At 69.2% G+C, this 23,385-nt stretch carries 26 protein-coding genes; 17 read left to right on the top strand and 9 right to left on the bottom strand.

The window, feature by feature from the left end; genetic code table 11:
• From DJ010_RS00900 to DJ010_RS00875, 6 genes are read left to right on the top strand one after another with little or no spacing between them, the layout of a single operon-like run.
• Complete coding sequence (locus DJ010_RS00900; protein ID WP_109691751.1) at positions 1–600, top strand: hypothetical protein; 600 nt, start codon at positions 1–3, stop codon at positions 598–600.
• The gene (locus DJ010_RS00895; protein WP_109691750.1) at positions 597–2,807 is read left to right on the top strand and encodes a SaeA-related protein; all 2,211 of its coding nucleotides are present in this window, start codon (positions 597–599) and stop codon (positions 2,805–2,807) included. Before DJ010_RS00900 ends, DJ010_RS00895 begins: the two co-directional genes overlap by 4 nt.
• Entirely contained in the window at positions 2,804–4,129 is a 1,326-nt protein-coding gene (locus DJ010_RS00890; RefSeq protein ID WP_109691749.1) for a GAP1-N2 domain-containing protein, read from the top strand. The genes DJ010_RS00895 and DJ010_RS00890 overlap by 4 nt, the downstream gene beginning before the upstream one ends.
• A gap of 3 nt (positions 4,130–4,132) precedes the next feature.
• On the top strand, positions 4,133–5,158 hold the full coding sequence (locus DJ010_RS00885; RefSeq protein WP_109691748.1) for a hypothetical protein: 1,026 nt from the start codon (positions 4,133–4,135) through the stop codon (positions 5,156–5,158).
• Positions 5,113–6,300, top strand: coding sequence for a TRAFAC clade GTPase domain-containing protein (locus DJ010_RS22350; protein ID WP_342769458.1), 1,188 nt, complete (start codon positions 5,113–5,115; stop codon positions 6,298–6,300). The genes DJ010_RS00885 and DJ010_RS22350 overlap by 46 nt, the downstream gene beginning before the upstream one ends.
• Positions 6,297–6,848, top strand: a complete 552-nt coding sequence (locus DJ010_RS00875; protein ID WP_109691746.1) for a TerD family protein — start codon at positions 6,297–6,299, stop codon at positions 6,846–6,848. The genes DJ010_RS22350 and DJ010_RS00875 overlap by 4 nt, the downstream gene beginning before the upstream one ends.
• 1 nt (position 6,849) lies before the next feature.
• Here the strand turns inward: DJ010_RS00875 and DJ010_RS00870 are convergent, their stop codons facing one another.
• Positions 6,850–7,464 (bottom strand): HNH endonuclease family protein, encoded by a 615-nt coding sequence (locus tag DJ010_RS00870; RefSeq protein ID WP_245927115.1) that lies wholly within the window; start codon positions 7,462–7,464, stop codon positions 6,850–6,852.
• Positions 7,465–7,873: 409 nt separating this feature from the next.
• Between DJ010_RS00870 and DJ010_RS00865 the strand changes: the two genes are divergently transcribed.
• The 5 genes from DJ010_RS00865 to DJ010_RS00845 all read left to right on the top strand — a co-directional run bounded on the left by DJ010_RS00865 (position 7,874) and on the right by DJ010_RS00845 (position 13,364).
• The gene (locus DJ010_RS00865) at positions 7,874–9,115 is read left to right on the top strand and encodes a hypothetical protein (RefSeq protein ID WP_109691745.1); all 1,242 of its coding nucleotides are present in this window, start codon (positions 7,874–7,876) and stop codon (positions 9,113–9,115) included.
• A 96-nt stretch (positions 9,116–9,211) separates the two neighbouring features.
• A complete protein-coding gene (locus DJ010_RS00860) occupies positions 9,212–9,733 on the top strand; it encodes a hypothetical protein (RefSeq protein WP_146207208.1) in 522 nt (173 codons plus the stop codon).
• Positions 9,730–10,914 carry a hypothetical protein gene (locus DJ010_RS00855; protein ID WP_109691743.1) on the top strand — a complete coding sequence of 395 codons (1,185 nt, stop codon included), beginning with the start codon at positions 9,730–9,732 and terminating at the stop codon, positions 10,912–10,914. Before DJ010_RS00860 ends, DJ010_RS00855 begins: the two co-directional genes overlap by 4 nt.
• A gap of 987 nt (positions 10,915–11,901) precedes the next feature.
• Entirely contained in the window at positions 11,902–12,615 is a 714-nt protein-coding gene (locus DJ010_RS00850; RefSeq protein WP_211318597.1) for an ANTAR domain-containing protein, read from the top strand.
• Positions 12,612–13,364, top strand: a complete 753-nt coding sequence (locus DJ010_RS00845; protein ID WP_109691742.1) for a GAF and ANTAR domain-containing protein — start codon at positions 12,612–12,614, stop codon at positions 13,362–13,364. Before DJ010_RS00850 ends, DJ010_RS00845 begins: the two co-directional genes overlap by 4 nt.
• Before the next feature lie 376 nt (positions 13,365–13,740).
• On the opposite strand, the gene DJ010_RS00840 is transcribed toward DJ010_RS00845, so the two are convergent.
• The 3 genes from DJ010_RS00840 to DJ010_RS00835 form a co-directional block, all read right to left on the bottom strand.
• Positions 13,741–14,034: a hypothetical protein gene (locus tag DJ010_RS00840; RefSeq protein WP_109691741.1), complete on the bottom strand. Its 294-nt coding sequence runs from the start codon at positions 14,032–14,034 to the stop codon at positions 13,741–13,743.
• A 14-nt stretch (positions 14,035–14,048) separates the two neighbouring features.
• On the bottom strand, positions 14,049–14,255 hold the full coding sequence (locus tag DJ010_RS21695; protein ID WP_146207207.1) for a hypothetical protein: 207 nt from the start codon (positions 14,253–14,255) through the stop codon (positions 14,049–14,051).
• 213 nt (positions 14,256–14,468) lie between these two features.
• Positions 14,469–14,846, bottom strand: a complete 378-nt coding sequence (locus tag DJ010_RS00835; RefSeq protein ID WP_146207206.1) for a hypothetical protein — start codon at positions 14,844–14,846, stop codon at positions 14,469–14,471.
• Between the two features lie 98 nt (positions 14,847–14,944).
• On the opposite strand from DJ010_RS00835, the gene DJ010_RS00830 reads away from it, so the two are divergent.
• The 5 genes from DJ010_RS00830 (at position 14,945) to DJ010_RS00815 (ending at position 18,789) form a co-directional block, all read left to right on the top strand.
• A complete protein-coding gene (locus DJ010_RS00830; RefSeq protein WP_109691739.1) occupies positions 14,945–15,358 on the top strand; it encodes a hypothetical protein in 414 nt (137 codons plus the stop codon).
• Positions 15,359–15,838: 480 nt separating this feature from the next.
• Positions 15,839–16,384, top strand: coding sequence for a hypothetical protein (locus tag DJ010_RS21690; protein ID WP_146207205.1), 546 nt, complete (start codon positions 15,839–15,841; stop codon positions 16,382–16,384).
• Between the two features lie 109 nt (positions 16,385–16,493).
• A complete protein-coding gene (locus DJ010_RS00825) occupies positions 16,494–16,979 on the top strand; it encodes a hypothetical protein (protein ID WP_109691738.1) in 486 nt (161 codons plus the stop codon).
• 106 nt (positions 16,980–17,085) lie between these two features.
• On the top strand, positions 17,086–17,433 hold the full coding sequence (locus tag DJ010_RS00820; RefSeq protein ID WP_109692452.1) for a DUF2750 domain-containing protein: 348 nt from the start codon (positions 17,086–17,088) through the stop codon (positions 17,431–17,433).
• Positions 17,434–18,018: 585 nt separating this feature from the next.
• Positions 18,019–18,789, top strand: a complete 771-nt coding sequence (locus DJ010_RS00815; protein WP_109691737.1) for an SDR family NAD(P)-dependent oxidoreductase — start codon at positions 18,019–18,021, stop codon at positions 18,787–18,789.
• 20 nt (positions 18,790–18,809) lie between these two features.
• On the opposite strand, the gene DJ010_RS00810 is transcribed toward DJ010_RS00815, so the two are convergent.
• From DJ010_RS00810 to DJ010_RS00795, 5 genes are all read right to left on the bottom strand, one after another.
• Positions 18,810–19,511, bottom strand: coding sequence for a helical backbone metal receptor (locus tag DJ010_RS00810; protein WP_109691736.1), 702 nt, complete (start codon positions 19,509–19,511; stop codon positions 18,810–18,812).
• Positions 19,512–19,532: 21 nt separating this feature from the next.
• Positions 19,533–20,246, bottom strand: coding sequence for a hemerythrin domain-containing protein (locus DJ010_RS00805; protein ID WP_109691735.1), 714 nt, complete (start codon positions 20,244–20,246; stop codon positions 19,533–19,535).
• Positions 20,247–20,264: 18 nt separating this feature from the next.
• On the bottom strand, positions 20,265–20,423 hold the full coding sequence (locus tag DJ010_RS21895; RefSeq protein ID WP_158282878.1) for a hypothetical protein: 159 nt from the start codon (positions 20,421–20,423) through the stop codon (positions 20,265–20,267).
• 106 nt (positions 20,424–20,529) lie between these two features.
• Positions 20,530–20,838: a DUF1360 domain-containing protein gene (locus DJ010_RS21890; RefSeq protein WP_158282877.1), complete on the bottom strand. Its 309-nt coding sequence runs from the start codon at positions 20,836–20,838 to the stop codon at positions 20,530–20,532.
• Positions 20,839–21,082: 244 nt separating this feature from the next.
• Positions 21,083–21,931 (bottom strand): uracil-DNA glycosylase, encoded by an 849-nt coding sequence (locus DJ010_RS00795; protein WP_109691733.1) that lies wholly within the window; start codon positions 21,929–21,931, stop codon positions 21,083–21,085.
• Between the two features lie 102 nt (positions 21,932–22,033).
• On the opposite strand from DJ010_RS00795, the gene gdhA reads away from it, so the two are divergent.
• Positions 22,034–23,371, top strand: a complete 1,338-nt coding sequence (gdhA, locus tag DJ010_RS00790; protein ID WP_211318648.1) for an NADP-specific glutamate dehydrogenase — start codon at positions 22,034–22,036, stop codon at positions 23,369–23,371.
• Positions 23,372–23,385 lie beyond the last annotated feature (14 nt).

The raw sequence follows: 23,385 nt of genomic DNA, 5'->3' as shown, positions 1-23,385 counted from the left end.
ATGTCAGGGATCGATCTCGTGACCCTGGCGGTGGTGGATGCCGGCCTCGTCGCGGCAGCACTCCGGCTCGGCCTCGGCGGCCGCTCTCGCGGCTCCACTAGACTGGCCGGCGCAGCGGGCCCGGTCCTGCTGGCGGTTGCTGGCGTCCTCCTCGTGGCTGCGCTGCCCTTCGGATGGGCACGGACAGCGGGCGACGACCTGGTGTCCGTACTCGACGCCCGCCTCGCGTCGTCACCGCTCGCCGCTGCGGCGCTGGTGCTGTCGGCCATCACGCTGGGGATGGTGGCCGAGAACGTCCGGCGGGGGCCGAGCGCCGCTGCGAGGTTGGTGGCGGTGGTGATCGGCGCGGGGTGGACCGCCGTGGCAACCGATGCGTTGCTCCTCGGTTGGCAGCTCGACAGGCACGTGACGGACGCGGTCCAGATCTCGCCGGCGCCAGCCGTGTGGCTGTGCCTCGCAAGCGGTCTCGTCGCGATCTCGGGAGCGCGCCTCGCGCGTTCCGCCGCGGTTCCACTCGGTGGACCTCCAGTGCGGCGGGATGTCGACGAGTGGGACGTGCCCGTCCGCTCGACCCCGATTGAGAAGGGAGACTTCTGGTGAGCGACTCGCAGCGGCGCGTCGACCGTGCGCTGGCATGGCGGGACGGGCTGCCCCCGGACGGCCGGCCCACACCGCAGGACGTGGAGGTGGCAGCACGGCTGTGCATCACCGATCCCTACGTGATGGCGCGCTTGCTCTGGGACGACCAGCCCTCCCTGGGCCGGCACTTCGACGAGCTGGCTGCCGTCATCCGGGGAGCGGCAGAGGCGGACGGATCTGCGGACGAGCGGGTGGCGGGTCGGGTACAGGCGACCGCTCCGCCACGGGAGTCGCGTACGAGGACCTCCGCCGCGTCCGCCGACTCAGAATCGCGCGTTGGGGGCGACCTGGACTCCTGGCTCGAGAGCCTGCGGGCAAGCGGCGAAAGCGTGCCCATCGGCCCGGAGCTGGCGGCCACCCTGCGAGGACTCACCTCGCCGGACGATCTGCGCCGGGTGACGGTGTCGCCGGCTGAGCGCCGGCTGTGGCGCGACTTCGTCCGTCGGCACGAGGAGGATCTGCTCGCTGTGCTGGGACTCGCCCCGACGTCCACGGCGCAAGCCCCCGCGGCCTCCGTGCGCCCCACGGGGCCGGTGCCTGGCGACGCTTTCGCTGGCAACACGGACGTCGGGGGGTCATTGCCGACCGGTCGACGGATCCGCTTCACGCCCGCGGGCGACGACGGCATCCGGCTGACGTGGGACGGGGGCGCCGAGGACGGCCAGGTGCGGATCTTCCGTCTGGGCGCGCGCGACGACACCCGGCCGTGGAACCTCGACCCGCACGTCGGAGTGCGCGTCGTCGGCGCTACCCACGACGCCTTCCTCGTCGACGACGAGCCGTTCAGCAGCGCCCGCCGTTTCTACGCCGTCGCCGTCCAGGCGGGAGCCACGGAAGCGGAGGCACGCGCTGCCCTCCCGGTCTGGTGGGCGGAGGGCGTGACCGTGCAGCCCGTACGCGGCCTGAGGATCCGCACCACGGGCGGTCAGGTGTCGGCAGGGTGGCAGGTTGCCTCCGGCATCGAGCGCGTCGAGGTCCTGCGCGTGCCGGTCGACGAGTTCGGGAGCACCCCGCAGGCCTTCGACGTGGATCGGCGGATCAGCGGTGACCGTCCGGGGGAGAACCTCAGCGGCTTCGTCGACGACGACGTGGAGGCGGGCAGTTACGAGTACCGGATGTACGCGTGCGCCACCGTGGACGGGAGGCTCGAGCGCTCGTTGCCGGTGACGTCGCGGCAGACCGTGCAGGCCGAGCTCCCCGTGGTCTCCGACCTGCTGGTAGAGGAGAATGAGGACGGCGACTTCGTCATCACCTGGACGCCGCTGGCGGAGGCTGGGCTCCGCGTCGAGATCCACGCCCTGCTCGAGCGTCCCCCCGAGGGTCTCGGTGAGCGCACGGTGGGGCGGGCGGTCCTAGAGCGCGAGGGCGCCTTCAGTGAGGACACGGTCGTCCACGGCAGCGCGAGCCGGGCGGTGCGCCCGCGACTGCCTGGAGAGGATCGGCTCCACTTCACGGCGGTCACGGCGTCTCGCGACGGCGCCCTGTGCCGTGTCGGGCCCACCGTCGTCCACCACCGCGCCGGAGCGGTCCGCCACGTGCAGCTGGTCGAGCGCGTGGACGAGCAGTTCCTGTCCTTTGCCTGGCCGGACGGGGCAGGCCTGGTCAAGGTTCTGCGTGCGAGCGCCGAGGACGACCACGGTGCGCAGGATTTCTCAGCTATGCCCGTGGTGGCTGAGATCAGGCCCGAGGAGCACCGACTGCGCGGCGGGGTGCACCTGGATCCCCTTCCGTCTGAGGGCGCGGTGCTCTACGTCGTTGGCATTTCGTTTCACGCCACCGGGCACAAGCAGGGACCGCCGTACCGCGTCACTTACCCGGGGTTGACGCGTCTGGACTGCGACGTCGTGCCCGTCCACGGCCAGGTGCGGCGGGGTCTGCGGAGGGTGACGGAGGAGGTCGGGCGGGAGTTGCGGGTGACCGCCGACCTCGACGTGGAGGTGCCGTTGGTGCTGGTGCGGAGGGAGGATCGGCTTCCGCTCCACCTCGACGACGGCGAGCGGATCGAGACGTTCCAGCCGCGCCTGCAGCGAGGAGAACCCAAGTCCGTCCTCCCGTGGCCACGAGACTCACGCCCCGGGTTCGTGCGATTGTTCGTTGACCTGCGGGATGAGCAGGAGCGCTACGCCGTGCTCGACCCGCCGCTTTCCCAGCTGCGGGGCGACCCATGACCTGGTACGAGCTCACCTACGCCGCGGGTCGGGCTGGCTGGGAGGTCCAGGCTGCGACTCGGGGGACACCGCGTGCCCTCGAGAAGCAGATGCGGGCCGGGGTGACCACCCGGCTCGAGCTCCTGGCACCGCTGGTGGACTTCCCCAGCACCGCCGAGCTGTCCACGCGGATCCGACGACTAACGTTCCGGTACTTCGACGAGGGCGGCAGCGTCTGGTGGCACGCGGTCGAGGCCGGCAAGGACGCCACTGGGAGGCCCGGCAACGTCTTCACCCACGCGGTCGGCAGGGCCGGTCTGTCTCGCACACTCCGGCCGATCGACCTTTGGCACTCGAACCTCTGGCTCACCCCCTTCGGTCCTCGCGAGGTCGACGAGACGGTCCTGGGACGGTTCGAGGCACCGCGGACGTCGGGGCGGGCGGCCGCGATCGAGAGGGCGCTGTCCCGGCAGGAGGAGACCGAGGCACTCCTGGCAGCCGCAGGCACGTGCCGTGAGCGCGGTTGGTCGTTGGTCCTTGCCTCGGAGTCGCAGGAGGAGTTCGTCGCCTGGCTCGCCGTGGTGTGTCACTTCACCGCGGCACCGGTCGCGGCCGGCAGCTTCCCCTTCAGCACTTTCGAGCGAGCCGCGCGCATGCAGTCCATCCTCGAGACCGACGCGGTTATCGTCTTCATCCCTTCAGTTGACCTCGGGGAGGCGAAGGATCTGGCGGCCAGCCAACCCCAGCGCACGATGCTCGTGCTGGACCTCGCCGACTTGCCCGCGGCGCCGTCCGGGGGTGAGTGGGAGCACGCCGGGCAGCGCTGGCCAGCCGAGGGCCTCTGGCAGGACGCCTTCTTCGAGCTGACCGACGCCGGGCGTTACGGCCCGGCAGACCTCGATCGCGTCCTGGGCCTGATGGACGACATCGCCGACGGCGGTGACGACTACCTGGACGTAGGGGAACCCCTGGCCCTGGCGATCCTCGAGGACCTGGAGGATGAATCTCGTCGCGACGACCTTCTCCTCCAGTGGGGGGCGCGTCTGGGTCCGCCCCGTCGCGTCGACGAGGCGTCCGACGACCCGTCCGGGCTGGACGAGGAGCTAGGCCCCGTCCGTGTGGCCGATGCGCCGCTCGAGGTGCAGATGACCGTGCAACTCCCGGCGGCCGACGTCGGTCGGCCCGAGGACGCCCAACTCGCGCGGGCAGTCGTGCGTGGCGCGGACGCGCTGGCCGTCGCGCCCGACACCGTCGGCCGAGTCGAGAGGTGGTTGGCGGACTACGAGGAGGCGCACCGGGCGACGGGCCGGCTCCCCGACGACCTCGACACCGAGAAGGAGTGAGACGTGGCTGAGCTGACAGAGCTGACTTACGGTCAGAGCACGGAGCTCCCGGACGTGGATCTGCGCGCTCACCTGACCGGCGGAGCGCCGGGTGTCGAGTTGCACGCAGTCGATGCGCAGGGCAAGGACGCCGCAATAGGCCGCATCGACCCGGTCACCGTGCTCGTCGGTCGGGTCGGCCACGTGCGCCTGGTGGCGCGTCCGGCGTCGGGGCCCGATTTCCCCGCAGGCACGCGGATCGGGCTGGACGTGCGGCTCGCGAGCACTGCTGTGGAGGCGGAGCAGGTGCTCGTGCCGGCCACCGATGCAGGCGCACTGACCGAGCTCGAGCTCGCCCGCCTCGAGCGGACGGGAGCCGGGTGGAGGATGCTCGTCCCCGACCAGGACGGCCGAGCGGGCCCGGCACCGGACGAAGCGCCGGGGAAGCACGCGCCGCGTGGCCCTCTCGACGAGCGGGAGCATCCGTGGCTGACCGCCGGCCGCGCAGCCGTGCGGCGGGCCCGCGGAGGCCAGGCCCCGCACCGCAGCGGCGAACCGTGGGGCCTCGTCCTCGACGGCTCGTACTCGATGCGCGCATCCTTTCCCGGGGAGACGCTCGGGCACCTGGTGGAGATGGTTGCAGGCATCCTCGCGGAGTCCAGCGGGCGCCTGCCCGTCGCTGCCGTGGTCACGGGGCTGACCCGCCCGGTACTGGTCGACGAGGCAGTCGCGCGCCCGCAAGTGCTCGTCGACCGGGTCCTCGAGGACCGTCGGCCACCGTCCTGGAACCTCGCCACGCCCGCCGTTCGACAGGCCGTCGCCCAGGGTGCCCGGGCCATCGCGGTCGTGACCGACGGTGTCCCGGCGGACTTCTACGACCTGGCAGAGTACGCGAACGGAGGAACGTCGCGGGTGGTCCTCGTCGTGAGCGCGGGCCCACTCCACGGACGCGAGGGTTTCAGTTCAAGATTGAGCGTAGTCGAGCTCGAGCCGACGGCGGACGGATGGGAGAGCGCCGAGATGGTGCATGCGCTGACGGGAGACGCGTGATGGGGCGTCCCAAGTGCCCGACCTGCTTCCGCGAGCTCGCCGAGCCCGCGCGAGTGCTGTCGTGCGAGGGCTCCTGCTCATCAGAGAGCCCAACCGAAGCGAACCGGCTCCGCGGCTGGGAGGAGAGGGTACGTCCGCCGGTCCCGGTAGAGGACGGCCGTCTCAGCGGCGTGTGTCCCCGGTGCAAGGAACCCACCCGCCAAGAGGCGTGCGCTTGGTGCCTTGGTCCCATCCCTGCGTTGTGGCGCGAGTCCCAGCCGGTCGTGACGTGCATCGCCATGGCCGGTGCGAGGTCTACCGGGAAGAGCCTCTACCTCGCGGTGCTGCGGGGGCAGCTGGAGCTCTGGGTGACGACCCAACACCGCTCTCATCTGCGGGCGCACGGCGACACCGACCGGATCTTCGACGAGCGCTACCGGCGCCCGCTCTACCAGCAGCGCCAGATGCTGACCTCGACCGCCACGATCCAGGACGACGAGACCGCCCAACGGCCGCTGATCTTCTCCTTCAAGGAGCAGGGGGGCCGGACCCGGGCGCTGGTCCTCCGTGACGTCGCCGGCGAGGATCTCGAAGACCTCGCGTCGCGCAGCCACCGGCTGGAGTTCCTCAGGCGCGCTGATGGAATCGTCGCCCTTTTGGACCCCTACAAGGTCGAGAGCATCCGCGAGATGCTGCGCGGCGCGTACGACGCCAGCGGGGAGCCTGGTGGCGACGGGATCAAGGTCATCGAGCAGCTGCTCGACTTCTTGAGCCAGCATCGCGAGGGCCGGCATACCCGAGTGCCCTTTGCGGTCGCACTGTCGAAGGTCGATGCCCTCCAGGAGCTGCGCAAGGTCGCCGGGACCCGACTGAGCCTCGCGATGGCTCGCGCGGGATCGCCCTTGCGGCGCGATCCTTCGATGAGGTCGCCGGCGATCGACCGCGACGACGTCGATCTCCTCGACGCCGAGGTCCGCTCCTTCATCACCTTCGTCGACGGTCCCGGGCTGCCCAACCTCCTGCGCGAGCACGCCGAGCGGCACCGTTTTTTCGCGGTCTCGGCTCTGGGCGGCAGACCTCGGGGGGACGCCGTTCCCGACGCCGGGATCGCGCCTTTCCGGGTGCTCGATCCTCTCAAGTGGATTCTGGAGGAGGACACATGACCGCCGGATCGCCGACCGGGGCGGGCGAGCGCGACCGCATCGACCGGGCGTGCTCACCGGCGCTGGTCGTGGAAGTCCGGTGGGATCCTGGCGCGGCCGAGACCGCTCTTGCGGCCTTCGTCTGCTCAGCGGACGGGACGGTGCTATCCCAAGGACACTTCGTCTTCCGCATCCAGCCCGTCGCTGGCGACCGGAGCGTGTTCCTCCGCGAAGATCACCCCTCGGGCTCCGGAAAGACTGCTCAGGTGCTGGTCGACGGCACGGTCCTCCCAGCGACAGCGTCGAGCATCGAGCTGGCGCTGGCGACCATCCCGCTCTCGGGGCACACGCTCGGCTCCACCTCGGCCATCGAGGTGGCGGTCTGGAGACCGGCAGACGGTGTCGCCCTGGCCAGTTGCTCGGTGCCGCCCCCGGGACCCAGCAGCTGCGTGCGTCTGGCCCGTCTCCACGTCTATGACGAGGAGTGGGGACTCGAGAAGGTGGCCCAGACCTACCCGAAGGACTTCGCCTCGCTGGTGCGCGACTTCGGGGTGCAGCTCCGCGACTGACTCACCCGCAGCGCCGAGCGACGTTCTCGAGCACCTCGGCGTCGGCTCGCGTGATGGGCAGGGCGTAGTGGAGGCTCGCGCGGAGGTAGAGCACGGCGTACTCACAGCGGAACGCCTTGTTGGGCGGTAGCCATGAGGCCGGCGTGCTGTCGCCCTTGCTCATGTTCGCCGGTCCGCCGACGGCGAGCAGCTCGCGCCGGATGTCGTTGGCGAAGGTGGCTCGTCTTGCGGCGGACCAGCGCCAAGCGCCCAGGTCCCACGCCGCGGCCAGCGGGATCACGTGATCCACCTGGACGGCGATCGAGGTCTCCCAGCCGCGCTCGAAGGGGATAGCCCGGCCGGTGTACGGATCGTGCAGAGTGCCGCTCAGGACGACGCACCCCTGAGTGTCGGGGTCGATGACCGTGTCGATGAGGTCCCGCCGCAGGACGTCATTGCGCGTGTCGCAGCCATTCCGGCTGTCGGGCGCATCGGTTGCGTCGCTCCATTCCGTGCCGAAGACGCATCCCTGGCCCGGTCCGCAGTCACGCTCGTAGCCAGGGACGTCGGGCCGCTGGGCCACGACCCCGACCTGCGAGAGGAGACGCATCAGCCGCACCCCCATGCCGGTGGGCACGGGTGCCTCGGACGACTCCGGCGCGGTCGACGGTGAAAGGACGGGAGTAGCGGGTGGGGTCGGCGAGGGAGTGACCGGTGGGTCCGGCGACGGGGTCGTGGAGACGGACGACGCCGCTGGCGAAGCCGGTACAGCGACCTCGTGTCCGAGGCGATCGGCTGTCTTGTCGTGCAGCACAACCATGCGGACGAGGACGACAACGAGAAGAATGGTCGACACGCAGCCCAGCACTGCTAGAAGCCCGGGAACGCCGGACGGCCGCCACGCCACTGTCTCGGAGCCTCTCTGCTGGGGAAAGGAAGACCCTAACCAGCCGCGGTCGATCAGGAGGTGCCTTCGGTCAATCGCGGGTCGCGGAGCCGCGCCTGGCCTACGGTAGGCGTCGTTTCTTTCTTGACGAGGAGTACGCGTGAACAAGGCTCGAGCCGCCAGCGCCAAGCGCATTGCAGAGCTGGCCGAGGATCCCCACTTCGAGGGTCGCCGAGAGGACCTGGAGTCTCTGTCCCGTGCTCTGGCCGACGCCTCCGACACGTCGTGGACGGGCATCGACCTGGTCTCGGCCTTCCCCCCGGAAGCGACGATGACCTCCGGCCACCGGCACTTCCTGGAGAGCTTCTTGGGGATGCTGGCCGGCGCCTGCGTGTTCGCTCCGGTCGGCTGGACGTGGTACGCCCTCCGCAGCGCTACAACAGCCTATGACGAGCTGCTCGCCGCGGGTGACGAGCGAGGCCGGACCTTCCTGGCTTTATGGACGCAGGGCTTCGACGGACGACTTGCCGAGTCCCACCGCCTGGTGAAGGTAGCCGAGATCTCGGTCGTCCTCGTGGGCATCGCCGTGGGGTTCATCGTGCTGCACCGCCTTGCGGCAGAGGTCAACGTCCGCCGCGAGGACCGGAGTGCTCGCCGCGCGCACCAACAGCTTCTCAGCGCGCTGTTGACCGCGCAACGCGTCCTCAACGAGCGGCGCTCCGACGACCCGCGCTTCCTCGAGGCGGCCGTCGAGCGCTCCGTCAAGGAGCTAAACAAGGCCCACGCAGCCACCCGACGCGGCGTCGAGTCCCTCGAGGCCTCGTCGCAGGCCGGGCTCGAGAGGATCAACGAAGCGGGCATCATGCTCACCGAGGCCGTCTCCCCCCTGCTCGCGTCGGCGACCGCGGCGCAGACGAACCTCGCGACCACCGCAGCCGCCGTCGCCGCGGCGGAGAAGGAGGTCACGTCGTCCGCCGCCGCTCTGCACAAGGAACTGTCTTCGCTCATCGAGCACTTCCGCAGCGCAGTCTCGGAGCAGACCGAGCTGCTCACCACCCGCACCTCGGCGTCCCTGCAATCCCTGGAGGGAGCGATCGGCCAGGTCACGGCTGCGCAGACCGAACTCACCCAGGTGGTCGACGCCGGCCTGACGGCGGGACGCAGCGCCGCAACAGAGGCCGCCGATGCCGGTCGTCGCACCAGCACCGAGCTCGCCGACGCCAGTCGACGGACGGTCGCCGATCTCGCCAAAGCGGTCGACGACCTCCGCGCCGTGCTCGACGAGCACCGCCTCACCTTGTCGGGACAGGCTGGAACCCTCGCTTCCGCGGCCGACCTGGCAGGCCAGATCCTCGAGGAGCTGCGCGTGGGTGCGGCTCGTCCCGACGGCCTGGCGCGCTGAGCCATGCCACTGCGCCCGAGCACAGCCGACGCCCGGCGCGGCCGGCTCCGCTCGTCGGAGTCCGTCGCCGGGTGGGTCTTCGCTGACCTGCTCCTCGTGCTCTTCATCGTCGGCCTGGGGACGGCCATCCCCCTGGAGGTGGAGCCGCCGAAGCCCGAGCCCAAGCCCAAGCCCAAACCCGAGCCCGAGATCGTCGGGATGCGAACGAAACCGACGAGGGTCACGGTCAAGGTCAACGCGGATGCCCTCCTCAGCTCCGGACCCACGGCCACGCGGGCCCGCTCGGCCGCCTGTCAGTCCGTGCAGAACGCCACCGCCGACCTCATCGACGAGGGCGCCGAGGCGGCCCTGGTCCTGATCTTCGGCGGTCACCCGGACGACGCGTCGCAAGCTCAGCGCGTAGCGGCGGCGGTCGGCCAGGAGCTCACCTGTGCCTCGCCCACACTCTTCCCCCGGAAGTCATTCGGTCCGGGCCGTACCCCCACACCCGCCGAAGTGGCGAGCGGCCGCGACACCACCGGTGTGGTGCGTCCGTTCTGGAACGGTCGGCTGGACTACGGCACGGCGCAGTTGGAGATCTACGTCTTCACGACCGACGAGAGGAAGGGGACCCGGTGAGCGCGGACCGGTGGATGATCCTCGCGGGCGCCTTGGGGGGACTCCTGGCGGTCAGCGGGATCGTCCTTCTCCTGTGGAGACGACAGAGAAGCCGTAGCCGCCGGCATCGCCCGGAGGTGGAGGTCGATCCTCAACGGCTCGACCTCCCCCCGGTCTGGGAGGGTGCATGGTGGGCCGACCAGCCCGAGCGGCCGCCGGTCAACGCTCCTTCTGAGGTCGCCTTTACCTTCGCGGATCTCGTCCGCCGGCCCGAGGAGCAGTACCGGCCGCGGATGGATCCCCGGCAGGTGCTCTCGATGGCGCAGCGGGAGAGGTACGACGAGCAGCCCCGGCCCGCGTGGCGACAGACCGGGCGGACCATGGTCCACCCGACCCGTGACGGCGACGGCGACGTTCTCGTGCTTGCTGATCCGGTCCGAGCGGGTTCGCGCGATCGCGGGTTGAGCCGGCTCGTGACGCGCGGTGCCGCGGTCCGCGATGCGCTGGGCTCCTCGGCGCAGCGCATCGAGCTCGCCTGGCCGCAAGAGGCGTTCGTCGACTTCGAGGGCGCTGTGCTCGGCTACTTCATGCCCAGATTGGACGACCGTTACGTCCTCACCTTGGACGATGGGGACCGGGCTGTCCGGACCCTCGGAACGGCTAACGGCCTCCCGCCCGCCGGGGTGCCGCCCCTCGACGACCCGGACGCTCTGGAATTAGTGGGCTTGTTGGCGCAATGGCTGCGCGCTCTGCACATGGCCGGTGTCGTGCTGGGAGACCTGGGGTGGCGCTCGGTCGCCTTCGCGATCACACCGATGCGCATCCGCCCGCTCGACTATGACGCCGCGCGTGTGCTGGGAAGCGCGGGCCTGTTGGACCCGGACCCGGAGACTGAGCACGATCCCGAGGCGCTGGCGTGGCTTTCGTCGTTCGACTCCGACAGCTACCTCTTCGCGCTGCTCGCCTACCGTCTGCTGGTCAGCCGCGACCACGTGAGCATGATCGACGTCACGAAGGTCCCGACCCAGCTGCCGGGTCTGAGCAAGCAGGCCACGTCCACACTTCGACGTCTGTGGCAGCACGCTTCCGGGCCGAAGTGCTCCCGGCCCACCATGGAAGAGTGGGTCGAGGCTCTATCGTCGATCTCCGTCGGGGCGGCGGTCGTCGAAGCGTCCGGTGGTGCAGCCGTCGAAGCGCCCTGATCTGGGGGCGGCATGAAGACTCTGCGCATGGGTGGAAGCTGCCTGGCGCCGCGCGAACTGGCCCGGGACCGCGGCCGCTCAACGACATGATTGCGGGGCCGTCCCCCACTGCTCCAGCATCGAAAGAAAGTTCGCCCCTGGCCCCACATCGTGCGCGGACCGAGCGCATTCTGGCCCACTTGGCGGCTGAAGACGATTGCTGGATCTCGGTTGTCGGCTCGGTTGCGAACCGTACCAACGCCCGCGGAATGTCCGCCCCCGGAGGTAGCGTCACTGGCGAGCCATTGTGAACACCGATTGTTGAAGACGGCGATGGGGTGAACCCGCGAAGAGGGGTGCGACCAGGTGAGGGACCAGGGGAATGAGCGTGGTCTGACGTGATGGAGAGGCCAAGGTGCGCGGGTCCCAATAGTGCCCCCGCTACAAAGAAAAACAGCAGGTCAGAGGCGGTTTCCGGAGAGATCCGGGAGCCGCCTCTAACCTTATTCGCTGCCTTGTCGGCACTTGTGGGCAGTTCGGTTCGCGCCGCGCTCACGCCCGGCTGTCGAGGCGTCTCACCAGACTGGACGCGCCCGGACTTTCAGGGACGAGCTGGGCTCAGCATGGACGCCCGTTCTGACGGCGAATCGACGGCGACCTATGGTCGTTGGCTCAGCGGTTGTCGGTGAGCCGGCGGGACGGCTTCCCGATCGAGCGAGCGCCCGCTATTGCCGAGTAGCGGGCGTGCGCCTGTACCAGATTGAAGATGTCTGACCCTGAAGAGACTGGCGTTGGCGTGAGCGGGCACTGGGCCGAGTATCCGGTTTCGATGTGTTCAGCTGAACAAATTGCCCGTCAGGCATCGGCAGGCCCTCTCGGGCTGCTGAGCGGGGCTATTCGGGCTTGGCGCAGCGAGGACACAACGAGAGGGGCATGATGGCAGTCCCACTGGACGTCATGAGGTCGGAGCTGGTTGCCGTGGTGACGGATAGCTCGCCTGGGCGTTCGGTGGCTGACGCGCTGTGCGCGACCTGTGTGAGATTGTTCGAGGTGGATGGTGCCGCGGTCTCAGTGGTGTTGAACGGTACGTCGTCGGGGACTTTCGGATCGAGCAGTGAGACCAGCCGCCGCCTCGATGAGTATCAGTTCACGTTCGGTGAGGGGCCGTGCCTTGATGCGGTGGCCGCCCAGGAGGCGGTGCTGGTGCCGGACCTTGATTCTCCGCAGGAGCAGCGGTGGCCTGTATTCGCCAACGCAGTTCTGGAGGACGGGATCCGGGGTGTCTTCTCACTGCCGATCACGGTCGGGTCGGAGTGCGTGGGGGCGCTCGACTTGTTCCGCGCCGGCCCGGGTCCGCTGCAGGGCGACATCCTCGCGGGCGCGATGATCGCGGCCGAGTTCGCGTCTGCGCCGTTCCTCGACTTCATGGCTGAGGCCCGAAACGAGACCGAGCTCGACGAGTTCTACGGAATGTCCGTGCCTAGCGAAGCGGACGCGGACGGGGACGGGGACGGGGACGGGGTTGACCGGTTCGAGGTCTACCAGGCGACCGGGATGTTGATCTCCATGCTCGACGTCCACGCAGCCGAGGCCTTGGTCCGCCTGCGAGCCCACGCGATGGCCACCGGGCAGACAGCAAGCCAGGTGGCCCGGGCGATCATCGAGCGGCGGTTGGTGCTGGACCGAGACGACAAGGGCGAAGCGGGAAGGAGCCCGCGGTGACTGAAGACAGAGAGCGCAAGATCATCCAGGCATTTGTGGAGCTGTCCAATGATCTGGTCGACGACTACGACATGGTGGACATGCTCAGCCAACTCACCACAAACTGCGCCAGCCTGCTTGACGTAGCCTCCGCAGGCCTCCTCCTCGCCGACGCACGCGGTGTGTTGCACGTGGTGGCAACCTCGTCCGAGCGCACCCACCATCTGGAGGTTTTTCAGCTTCAGCGCGACGAGGGCCCGTGCTTGGACTGCTATCACGGAGGTGAGGCGATCCTGGTCCCCGATGTGGACGACAAAGAGGATCGGTGGCCTCAGTTCTGCGAGGCCGCACGCATCGTGGGCTTCAAGTCGGTCCATGCCCTGCCTATGCGGCTGAAGGACAACGTGCTAGGCACGCTGGGTCTGTTTGGTGAGGAAGTGGGCTCGCTCGGCACCGAGGACCTAGCCCTCGCCCAAGCATTGGTCCACGTGGCCAGCGTGGCCATCGTCAACGAGAAGTCCGCATCGGATCGGGAGACGATCAACTCTCAGCTGCAACACGCGTTGACCAGCCGCATCGTGGTCGAGCAGGCCAAGGGTGTCATTGCTCATGCGGGCGACCTGGAAATGGCCGACGCCTTCACCGTCCTGCGACGCTACGCCCGCGACCACAGTCGAAAACTCAGCGAGGTGGCCGGTGCAGTCGTGCGCCGCGAGCTGCACCAAGACGCACTACTTCAGCACGCCCGAACTGCAGAACTACGCTCCTAAGTTCCGACGCCGAGCTTGCGGTTTTCAAGTTTTCGCTGCGTGCCGAGCAGCGCGGCCGAATCGGTGCGGGGCCAGTCGCTCCCATCAGGTGACCAAGACCCTGCGCACTCTATTGTCGCTTGTCGCGCCCGCTGATGCCGAGAAGCGGGCGCGGCTGCGGCTCAGAACGACCCGGCCGGCTGCTTCTCAGAACCGACGGGGTCTCCTCCGATGATGCGCCAGGCGCGGTCGTCCGGACTGATCCTGCGTACCCCGCCGCTCCCGGTGCTAACCCAAGTCGTTGTGGTCTGGGACGTACCGCATCGTTCGTTATGTCGCGCACACGACGCCCCCCGGCCCGTTGGAGCCGGGTCGGGGGGCGTCGTGTGCCTAGCGGTCAGTGGAGGTCGTAACCACCTTGGCCGTCAGTGGCGCCGGTCGAGTCGTCGGAGTGCTCACGGGTCCCGGACTTCGCAAGCCCGCGGCTGATCATGTAGCCGATCGTCAGAAGAGTGACGTAGAACCACGCTTCTTGGGGGCCGAAGTCAGCGGGGCTTCCATCAACGACGAAAGACGCGATCGAGACGCCGATGACGGCGAGGACGTAGACCACCTCGGAGGTCTTGCACGACGCCTTCGTCTCAGTGCTGAACTGCTTCCTATTGCCTGCGAGCGACTCGATGGAGGGCATTCGTCACGGGTTCGTCATGAGGCCGTTTTGTCCAGCGGTGTGAAGACAAGGGCCGGGAGCCATTCGGTCAGGAGGGTTCCGTCCGCGGTTTCACGGGCGACGAGGCCTTCCCAGATGTCGCCGCGTCGTCGCCACTTGAGGACAATCCCGACTTCGACCTCCGCGCGGGACGGTAGGCGAACGCCTACCTCATGCACGCCGGAAAAGGGCTCTTCGACCACGGTGATCCTCAGTGAGCGTTTGACGGCTCTGCTCTGCCGCGCGAATTGCGGCTGGCGGATGCCGGGGATCAGGGTCTAGGACCTTCAGCACTTTGTCCCTCGACCATACGCCCCTTCGGTCAGAACACAACTCCCGACACGACGGCGACCCCGGCCCGCAGCACGCAACTGCCGCCGCGAGTGCGATGCCCGTAGAGACGCGGTCACTTCGCGCTACGGCCGATAGACGAACCTGTACTGGCCGTCGAGCTCGCCGTTGAGACGGCGGACCAGTCCCGCGGCCTCGGCGTCGTGATCTGGCTGCCCCGACCTGTGCTCCCAGCCGCACCCCCATGTCTTTAGGTCGTTGGCCAACTCCAGCGACACCCCGAATTCGGCGATCAACTCCTCAGGCTCGCTGAACATCAACCCGCCTTCGCTCCACAGCGGAACGGTGACACCGTGTTCGCCCATAAGCCTGATCATCGACCCGTGAGGAGGGGGCTGCCAGGGCTCTACTTCGTCCCGCTCGTAGCCGCCGTTGGGCGGATACGCGAACCAGCCGAACTTCGCGGGTTCGGAGGGATTGCGGCTCGCGCGTTCTTCTGACACGTCTCCAGTGTGACGAGTGAAAGCAGCACGCTAATGCCGTTCGACGGGCGCGGAACTGCGTAGCGGGCAACACACCCTCGTTGTGTCAGCATCACCTCATGCTCACCGACAGCGATCAACGCAACCTCTTCCAGGAGGTCGCGGCGGAGGTCGTCGGCCATACTGCGGAGGTCGAGTGGCTACCGCCTGGGGATGAGTGGATCGCGCACGCACGGCTTCGCGGAGTAGGCGGTCTTGTCGGCTATGTGCTCACCTCCACCGAGTGGCACGAGGCCCGGTTCGAGGAACCTCAGTACTTAACGTTCCTCATTGCGGACAGCGAGGACGTTGAATACCTGCGGAAGACATGGGCGAGACTCGCCAAGGTCGTCGCCGCGTACGTAGCCGGTGAGTACGAGGTCGAGCAACGGCGCGGGCTGACAGGGAACCGCACGTTCCTCAACGTCCGGAGTGACGACGGCGTGTGGCGCATTGGGAAGCGTGGCACGCGCCCTCCTCAGTTCGAGAACTAACGCCGCTACTGCCGCCCTGCGTGCTCGCAGACTCGCGCGCTAATGCCGCGCGGCGTGCTCGCGCCGGGTGCGTGAGTAGCGTTTCAGCGTCGGGAGGGGAGTCATGTGCCGAGGCCATGTGAGCGGCGAGGATAGAGGGGTGACCGGTACGGCGGTAGAGGTATTTCCACCACTGCGTCACCGCGGCCTGGCGCCGTCAACGGGGTCGACACAAAGGCCGTCCGCCGTGTCCTGCAGGCTTTGGCCAGGCTCAGACCTAGGCTCGGGCAGTGGCTGACCTGACCGAGCCTTGCCCCAACTGCGGCACGATGATGCGTTGGGAGACATCACACGAGCGATGCGACGGTTGTGGATACATCCGTCCGTGCTGTGAGGGCGCACCCTGTGTTTGACGGACGCGCACGCCGTGCGGCAATAGCGGGCGTTGCGTCTGGCTGCTTCCGAGCCCACTAGCCCTGCTCGGCGAGTATGTTGCCTCTCGTGATCTCACGTCGGACGCTTCTACAAGGTGCCGCCTGGACCGTCCCAGCAGTCTCCCTCGCCACGGCAGCCCCCGCGATCGCGGCCACCGGACCGGCGCACCTCGTGATCGGCGCAACGGCGCCCTCTGCGGTCAGGAACGGGTTCAACACCCTCTACTGGAACGCCCCCAACTACGTCGCCATGCATCTCTACCTACGCAACGACAACACCGAGCCGACGACCGACCTCGTCATAACGTGGACCTCCCCAGCAGGCGCGTCCCCGGGCAGGGAGGGCGGTCCGTGGCGAGACGCGCGTGCGGAAGACCTGCGCGGATGGACAGCGACCAAGTCTTACATCGGCACCGGCACCAAGAAGGCGACCGTCTTCACCATGAGGCCCCCGACCCAGCTCGCGGGCAACACCGAGATCCGCACATACTTGCTCCTCTCGGCTCCGAACAAGTTCCTCTTCGGACGAAACTCAACATGGACCTACGCCGCCGCGCCGGGCGCCCCTGGCACCGGCGGGGTCGCCGGAAGTGTGACCGCTCGCCTTGAGTGAGCACGACCGCGTGCTGCTCCGGGAGCTCGCAGGGCGGCAATAGCGGACGCCAGGGATGAATGTCCGTGAACAGGGATGGGTTGCCTCTCGTTCGAACTACGCTTCCTGCATGCTGGAGGCGGTAGCGAGGTCGCTCGACGACAAGCGTTGCTTCGACCTCCCAGACGTCGGGTCGTACCGACGGCCGGGCTGGTTCGACCGCTCCGGCACGACACTGCTGCCGGTCGGCTCGCCGTCGCTCCAGGCCCGGACGTTCGGCGGCTGGATCGCTCGGGCGGCTGCGGTCGACCCGCACGGTGCGATCGTCGGCGAGTTCCAACGCCGCGAATTCGCGGACGTACTCGGCGACGTGGCGTGGGGCCAAACGGCCTATGTGCTCGCGCCCGAGACCGGGTACGACGACTTCGTCCTTACCTGGGGCGGCGAGCCGAAACTGCGGGTACGACGGCACCGGCCTTCGACTGGGATCCCGGCGTACATCGAGCGGACTGACCGGACGCTAGATAGAGGGCTTACTTTGTTCGTGACCTGGCTCCTTATGGAGCTTCGCGGCGAGAGCGACCGGAACAACAACTGGGGATCGGTCGCCTTCTGAGTCCGCAGTCCCCGCCTACAGTCCTCCTCAATGCCAGGCCTCCCGCCACCTTCAAGGCTGATCACGCGCATGCGGCAATAGCGTGCACTTCCGGCATCATGTCGCCGTGAGTATCAGCCCGGCACATGCGGATGCGTTCTACACAGAGGTGCTCCGCAGCGAAACCGTGTGGGGGATCCGGGACGCCGACGGCTTTCCGGCTCCCGAGTCTGGTGGGCATCGTGCGATGCCGTTCTGGTCCGCAGAGTCGCGGGCACAGCGAATCATCGAGCAGGTCGAGGCGTACCGCGGTTTCGAGGTCGTCTCGCTGCCACTCGATGTCTGGCGTAGCCGCTGGATGCCCGGCCTGGCGAAGGACGGACTCTTGGTTGGGCTCAACTGGTCCGGCACATCAGCCACTTGTTACGACGTGACGCCAGCCGACGCGGAGGCGGCTCTCGTCGCTCGCACGTAGGGGCAGTCTTCGGAGTGTTGGACGGCCCGCTACTCGGCAATAGCGGGTGCCTCGTTTAAAAGAGTGGGGAGGGGAGGCGTTCTCCAAGAAGTGCTGTGGACGTCGCAGCTGGCAACGACGTACCGCTGGTGCGCCCGTCACTCGTCCGGGGTTCGAGGTTAGGTGACCCGAGAGTTGTCGTTGGACAGCCAATAGGCGCCGGCCGCGGCGCTACCACGAGCCGCGGTCGTCGGTGCGAAGACGATTTGAGTCGTGTCGCGCATATGCCCCGGTAACGCCGGCGCAAGCAATCAGATTGGAGCAGGCGACGTCAAGATGGCTTGCGTCTGATCTCTCGGCTCGCTCGTGCCTGCGCAGCCAGGACGCACGCCGGCAAGAGCGATCGAAGTAGCGAGATCGGGGAGGCTCGCATGCCGAAGGTTCAGAGGTCGCAGGTTTCAAATCCTGCCCCCGGCTACCAAGGACCAGGGGTGGGCTTCCGATAGATCCGGAAGCCACCCCTGGCGCCTTCTCCGGGGGTAGTGGGTCACAATCTGCGGAGCGTTCCGCACCTCGCCTCGCGGCGACCGAACCACGGGAGTCCCCATGCCTGCAGACCCGGTCCTCGACCTCTTCCGCCTCGACGGGAAGGTCGCCGTCGTCACCGGCGCTTCCAGCGGCCTGGGCGTCGCGTTCGCCGTGGCGTTCGCCGAGGCGGGCGCCGACCTCGCGCTCGGGGCCCGTCGCGAGGACCGGCTGGCCGACACGGCGCGGCTGGTCGAGCAGCAGGGGCGTCGCGCGCTGACCGTGGGGACCGACGTGGCGGACCCGGCTTCCTGCGACAACCTGGTGGCGCTGGCGATGGAGGAGTTCGGGCGGGTCGACGTCCTGGTCAACAACGCAGGTGTCGGTACGGCGGTGCCCGCCACTCGCGAGACGCCGGATCAGTTCCGGCAGGTCATCGACGTCAACCTCAACGGCTGCTACTGGATGGCACAGGCCTGCGGGCGAGTGATGCAGCCCGGGTCGAGCATCATCAACATCTCCTCGGTCCTCGGCCTCACCACCGCGGCCCTGCCGCAGGCGGCGTACGCCTCCTCGAAGGCCGGCCTGATCGGGATGACCCGCGACCTCGCCCAGCAGTGGACCGGGCGCAAGGGCATCCGGGTCAACGCGATCGCCCCGGGCTTCTTCGAGAGCGAGATGACCGACCAGTACCCGCCGGGCTACCTGGAGTCGCAGCAGGCCCGGATCCCGACCGGCCGCAAGGGCGACCCGCGCGAGCTCGCCGCGACCGCGGTGTTCCTCGCCAGCCCCGCCGCCGGCTACATCACCGGCCAGACCCTCGCGGTCGACGGCGGAATGACCATCGCCTGAGGCTCGCGAGGCGGCCGGCCTCAGCTGCCGACCTCGAGGAGCGACGGGCCGTACCAGGTCAGGAGCCGGCCGCTGACCAGCTCGGTCGGGACGTCCGGGAACGCCTCCGGTCCGTCGTCAGCGGTGAAGACGTAGGGCTCGTCGGGGAGGAGGACCGCGTCGGCCTCCGCACGTCGGATGTCCTCCAGCCCGACACGTGGGTAGCGGTCCGGGTGGTCGGCGCAGACGTTGCGCCAGCCGAGCCGGCGCAGCAGGTCACCGGTGAACGTGCGGGAGCCGACGACCATCCACGGGTCGCGCCAGATCGGCACGGCGACCGCCCGGGTCATGGGCGGCAGCGGACCGCACCACCGCTGCCGAACGGCATCGAGCCAGGCCGGCACCGGCCAGCCGAGCACGTCGTCGAAGAGCCGCTGGTAGCTCTCGACCGCGTCGGGCACCGTCTCGATGACGGTGACCTCCACCCGCACACCGGACGCTCGGAGCCGCTGTACGTCGAGCTCGCGGTTCTCCTCCTTGTTCGCGATCACGACCTCCGGCTCGAGCGCCTGGATCGCGCGAAGGTCCGGGTTCTTGGTGCCCCGCACCCGGGTCGTCTCCAGGTCGGGCGGGTGGGTGCACCAGTCGGTGGCACCGACCACGGCAGCGCGGTCGACCGAGGCGAGGGCCTCGGTGATCGAGGGGACCAGCGAGACGACGCGGGTGAGCGGCGAGGTGGTCACAGGGCGCGATGCTACGGGCGCTCAGCGCTCCGGGCTCACCGCGGTGTAGGGGTGCTCGCCGATGCGCAGCACGCCGAAGCGCTCCACGCGCCCGGCGGCGCGGGCGAGGGCCCGGCTCGCGGACCTGGCGCGGGGTGCGAGGCGCGGTGAGTGCCGGGCCGTCGCGTCGAGCACGTCGCGGCCGTGGTCGAGCAGCGTCAGCGGCAGGGCGGCCAGGGCGTTGCCGGGTGGGCGTCGCGACACGACGGGGTGGGGACGGTCGGGGGCGATTCGCCGTACGACCTCCCAGGCGATGCCCAGCCTGCGGAGCCGTCGGACGCTCACGGCTTCCTGGAGCCGCGGGAGCAACACGTCTTCCTCGTCCCGGACGTCCTCACGGAGCACGGCGATCAGCCGGTCGATGATCTGCCGGCGGCGGTCCGGGGAGGGGGAGTCCTCGAGGGCGGTCCACAGCTGGTTGACCTCCTGGTGCTCCTGCTCGACCTGGCAGGTGAGGCCGTGACCGTCCGGCAGCCGGCGCCGGATCTCGGGCCAGAGCACCGACTCCTCGGCGAAGGCGTGCGGGAAGACCAAGCGCGCGATCTTGTGCAGCACCCGGTCCTGCTGGCCACCGGGCTCCGTCGCGGCGAGCTCGTCGAGAAGCCGGGCGAGCCGCACGTGGTCCTGCTTCTGGCGGGCGAGGATGCTCCAGCGTCCGCCGAGCTGCTGGGTGTCCTGGTCTGCGAGGCTCGTCACCGAAGGCTCCGGTGCCCCTCAGCCGAGGTAGTAGCCGGGCAGGTACGGCGGAGCGGGCTCCGGCTTCGGGGTGCGGGTGTGGGAGTCGGGCGTGTCCGTCGGCTCCGCGACGGCCCTGCGGTCGCGGGTGTCGTCGGCCTCGGTGATGGGCGGTCGCTCTTCGGTGCGTTGGGTCATGACCGTGCCTTCACTGCTCGTTCAGCGTGGCGCACATTTCCTGACGCCGGGGTGATGTGCGGGAGCAGGTACCCCGTTCGCCGCCCGGCAACGCCCCGGCCGGTGTTCAGCCGTCGAGCCGGGTGGTGGCGATGCCGGTCATCGCGGAGAGCGCGAGTGACCGGGCGATCGCACCCGTGGTGGCAGGGAACCTACGGCGTCCGAGCGTGAGCGCGACGCCGAAGTAGATCGAGAGGCACCAGGGGCAGTTCAGGAGGTACGAAATCTTGGACTTCTCGGGTGGCCCTTGCCGTTCGATCACGCTCTCCCTGACGGGCTCCGTGATCCGGTCGTCCCGCACCAGCTTCACCAGCCGGTACGTGGCGAGACCGTCCACCATCAGCTCGGACATCCGGTCGATGCTCCGGTCGCTCATGTCGCCACTCCCGCGACATCTCTGCGTGGTCGGTGCCGCGGGAGCCGCCGGGGGGCGTGCGACCGTGGTCGGGTCCGGGCGCTGCTGGTCGTCGACATCGCGGTCCCTCTGCGCAGCATGGGCGGCTGGCTCCCTGTGTCCCAAGGGGCCAGTTCCGTCGCAATGCCCGACGTCGACCGGCTCATACCCGGACGAGGCAGACATTCGGATCAGTTCCGACGGCGGCGGTGATGCCTCCGGTCCGTCAGTCGCGGGCCGTCCGACCCAGCGCCGCAGCCCTGCCGAGCACGTCGTCGAGCATGGACTCGGTGAGCCGGCCGGTGAAGGTGTTCTGCTGGCTGGGATGGAAGCAGCCGAGCAGCATGATGGTGCGGGTGCCGTCGGTGAGGACTGCCTCGGCGCCGTGTCCGAACCGGGGCTTGGGCCGCGGGACCTGCCAGCCGATAGCGGCGTAGGTACGCAGCGTCGCGTCCCACCCGAAGCCACCGAGCGCCACCGCCACCCGCACGTGCTCGGCGAGCAGCCGGAGCTCCGCCTCGATCCAGGGCGCGCAGGTGTCGCGTTCGGTGTTCGTGGGCTTGTTGTCCGGGGGCGCGCAGCGGACGGTGGCGACCATCCGGGTGTCGACGAGCTCGAGGCCGTCGTCGGCGTGGACGCTCGTCCCCTGGGTGGCCAGGCCGACCCGGTGCAGGGACGCGAACAGCCAGTCGCCGCTGCGGTCGCCGGTGAACAGCCGGCCGGTGCGGTTCGCGCCGTTGGCCGCGGGTGCGAGGCCGACGACCAGGATCGGCGCGTCGGGCGGGCCGAGCCCGGGGACCGGGCGTCCCCAGTAGGGCTCGTCGGCGTACGACGCGCGCTTGGCGTGCGCCACCTGCTCCCGCCAGCGGACCAGCCGCGGACACGCGCGGCACACGCTGACGCGGGCATCGAGCTCGTCGAGACCGGTGTCGCGCGCGAGCCGTCGTACCTGCGCCGCCGTTCTGGCCACCGGCGTCTCTGGCGTCGCCGGGTCACCCGGCCAGCCGGTGCCCGGCGGCACGGGGGAGACGAAGAGCGTGCCGGTGGCCGGGTGCGGCAGGGGCGTGTCGGTCACGCCCCCATCCTGACGCGCTCCTGTTCGGCCCGCTCGGTGCGGCCCGCCGATCTGGGTACCAGGCCCCGGACGACGTGGAAGGAGCGTGCCCGAGTGAGCGGGTTGGACGAGAAGCTGGTGGACATCTACGACGAGGTGTTGCACCGCAACGCCGGCGAGGCCGAGTTCCACCAGGCGGTCCGCGAAGTGCTGGAGAGCCTCGGCCCGGTGGTGGCCAAGCACCCGGAGTACACGGACTCCGCCGTCATCCGCCGGCTGTGCGAGCCGGAGCGCCAGATCATCTTCCGGGTGCCGTGGGTCGACGACAGCGGGGCGGTGCAGATCAACCGCGGCTTCCGCGTCGAGTTCAACTCAGCGCTCGGCCCCTACAAGGGCGGCCTCCGCTTCCACCCGTCGGTCTATCTCGGAATCGTCAAGTTCCTCGGGTTCGAGCAGATCTTCAAGAACTCCCTCACCGGACTGCCGATCGGCGGGGCCAAGGGCGGCAGCGACTTCGATCCCAAGGGCCGGTCGGACGCGGAGGTGATGCGGTTCTGCCAAGCATTCATGACCGAGCTCTATCGACACATCGGTGAGTACACCGATGTGCCGGCGGGCGACATCGGAGTCGGCGGCCGCGAGATCGGCTACCTGTTCGGCCAGTACAAGCGGATCACGAACCGCTACGAGTCCGGTGTGCTCACCGGCAAGGGGCTGACCTGGGGAGGGGCGCAGGTGCGACGCGAGGCCACCGGCTACGGGACGGTGTTCTTCGCCCACGAGATGCTGCGGTCGAGGGGAAGGTCCTTCGACGGCCAGCGAGTCGTGGTCTCCGGCTCCGGCAACGTCGCGACGTACGCGATCGAGAAGGTGCAACAGCTCGGCGGTGTCGTGGTCGCGTGCTCGGACTCCTCCGGGTACATCGTCGACGAGAAGGGCATCGACCTCGAGGTACTCAAGGAGGTCAAGGAGGTACGCCGGGCGCGGCTGACGGAGTACGCCGACCTGCGTGAGAGCGCCGTCTTCTCCGACGGCGCGTCGGTCTGGGACGTGCCGTGCGACGTCGCTCTGCCGTGCGCCACCCAGAACGAGCTGGACGGCGCGGAGGCGCGGACGCTCGTGGGGAACGGCTGCGAGCTGGTCGCGGAGGGCGCCAACATGCCCTGCACGCCGCTGGCGACCGCGGTGTTCGCCGAAAGCGGTGTCATGTTCGCGCCGGGCAAGGCCGCGAACGCCGGCGGCGTGGCGACGAGCGCGCTGGAGATGCAGCAGAACGCCTCCCGCGACTCGTGGACGTTCGCGCACACCGAGGAGCGGCTCGAGGAGATCATGCGCTCCATCCACGACCGGTGCCTGGAGACCGCCGAGGAGTACGGCAAGCCCGGCGACTACGTCGCCGGCGCCAACATCGCCGGGTTCATCCAGGTCGCCGACGCGATGCTCGCCCTCGGCGTCATCTGATCCGACCGGCGGGC

Origin of the sequence: Nocardioides silvaticus (assembly GCF_003160695.1) — a bacterium.
Classification (GTDB): domain Bacteria; phylum Actinomycetota; class Actinomycetes; order Propionibacteriales; family Nocardioidaceae; genus Nocardioides; species Nocardioides silvaticus.
The sequence above is the reverse complement of the archived record's forward strand: the minus strand, read 5'-3'. Positions and strand labels throughout refer to the sequence as shown.

What these genes read in the sequence shown, in the direction of transcription:
- DJ010_RS00900 (WP_109691751.1), top strand. Translation starts at nt 1, where the DNA reads ATGTCAGGGATCGATCTCGTGACCCTGGCGGTGGTGGATGCCGGCCTC.
- DJ010_RS00890 (WP_109691749.1), top strand. Translation starts at nt 2,804, where the DNA reads ATGACCTGGTACGAGCTCACCTACGCCGCGGGTCGGGCTGGCTGGGAG.
- DJ010_RS22350 (WP_342769458.1), top strand. Translation starts at nt 5,113, where the DNA reads ATGGGAGAGCGCCGAGATGGTGCATGCGCTGACGGGAGACGCGTGATG.
- DJ010_RS00875 (WP_109691746.1), top strand. Translation starts at nt 6,297, where the DNA reads ATGACCGCCGGATCGCCGACCGGGGCGGGCGAGCGCGACCGCATCGAC.
- DJ010_RS00840 (WP_109691741.1), bottom strand. Translation starts at nt 14,034, where the DNA reads ATGCCCTCCATCGAGTCGCTCGCAGGCAATAGGAAGCAGTTCAGCACT.
- DJ010_RS00830 (WP_109691739.1), top strand. Translation starts at nt 14,945, where the DNA reads ATGCTCACCGACAGCGATCAACGCAACCTCTTCCAGGAGGTCGCGGCG.
- DJ010_RS00825 (WP_109691738.1), top strand. Translation starts at nt 16,494, where the DNA reads ATGCTGGAGGCGGTAGCGAGGTCGCTCGACGACAAGCGTTGCTTCGAC.
- DJ010_RS00815 (WP_109691737.1), top strand. Translation starts at nt 18,019, where the DNA reads ATGCCTGCAGACCCGGTCCTCGACCTCTTCCGCCTCGACGGGAAGGTC.
- DJ010_RS21895 (WP_158282878.1), bottom strand. Translation starts at nt 20,423, where the DNA reads ATGACCCAACGCACCGAAGAGCGACCGCCCATCACCGAGGCCGACGAC.
- DJ010_RS21890 (WP_158282877.1), bottom strand. Translation starts at nt 20,838, where the DNA reads ATGAGCGACCGGAGCATCGACCGGATGTCCGAGCTGATGGTGGACGGT.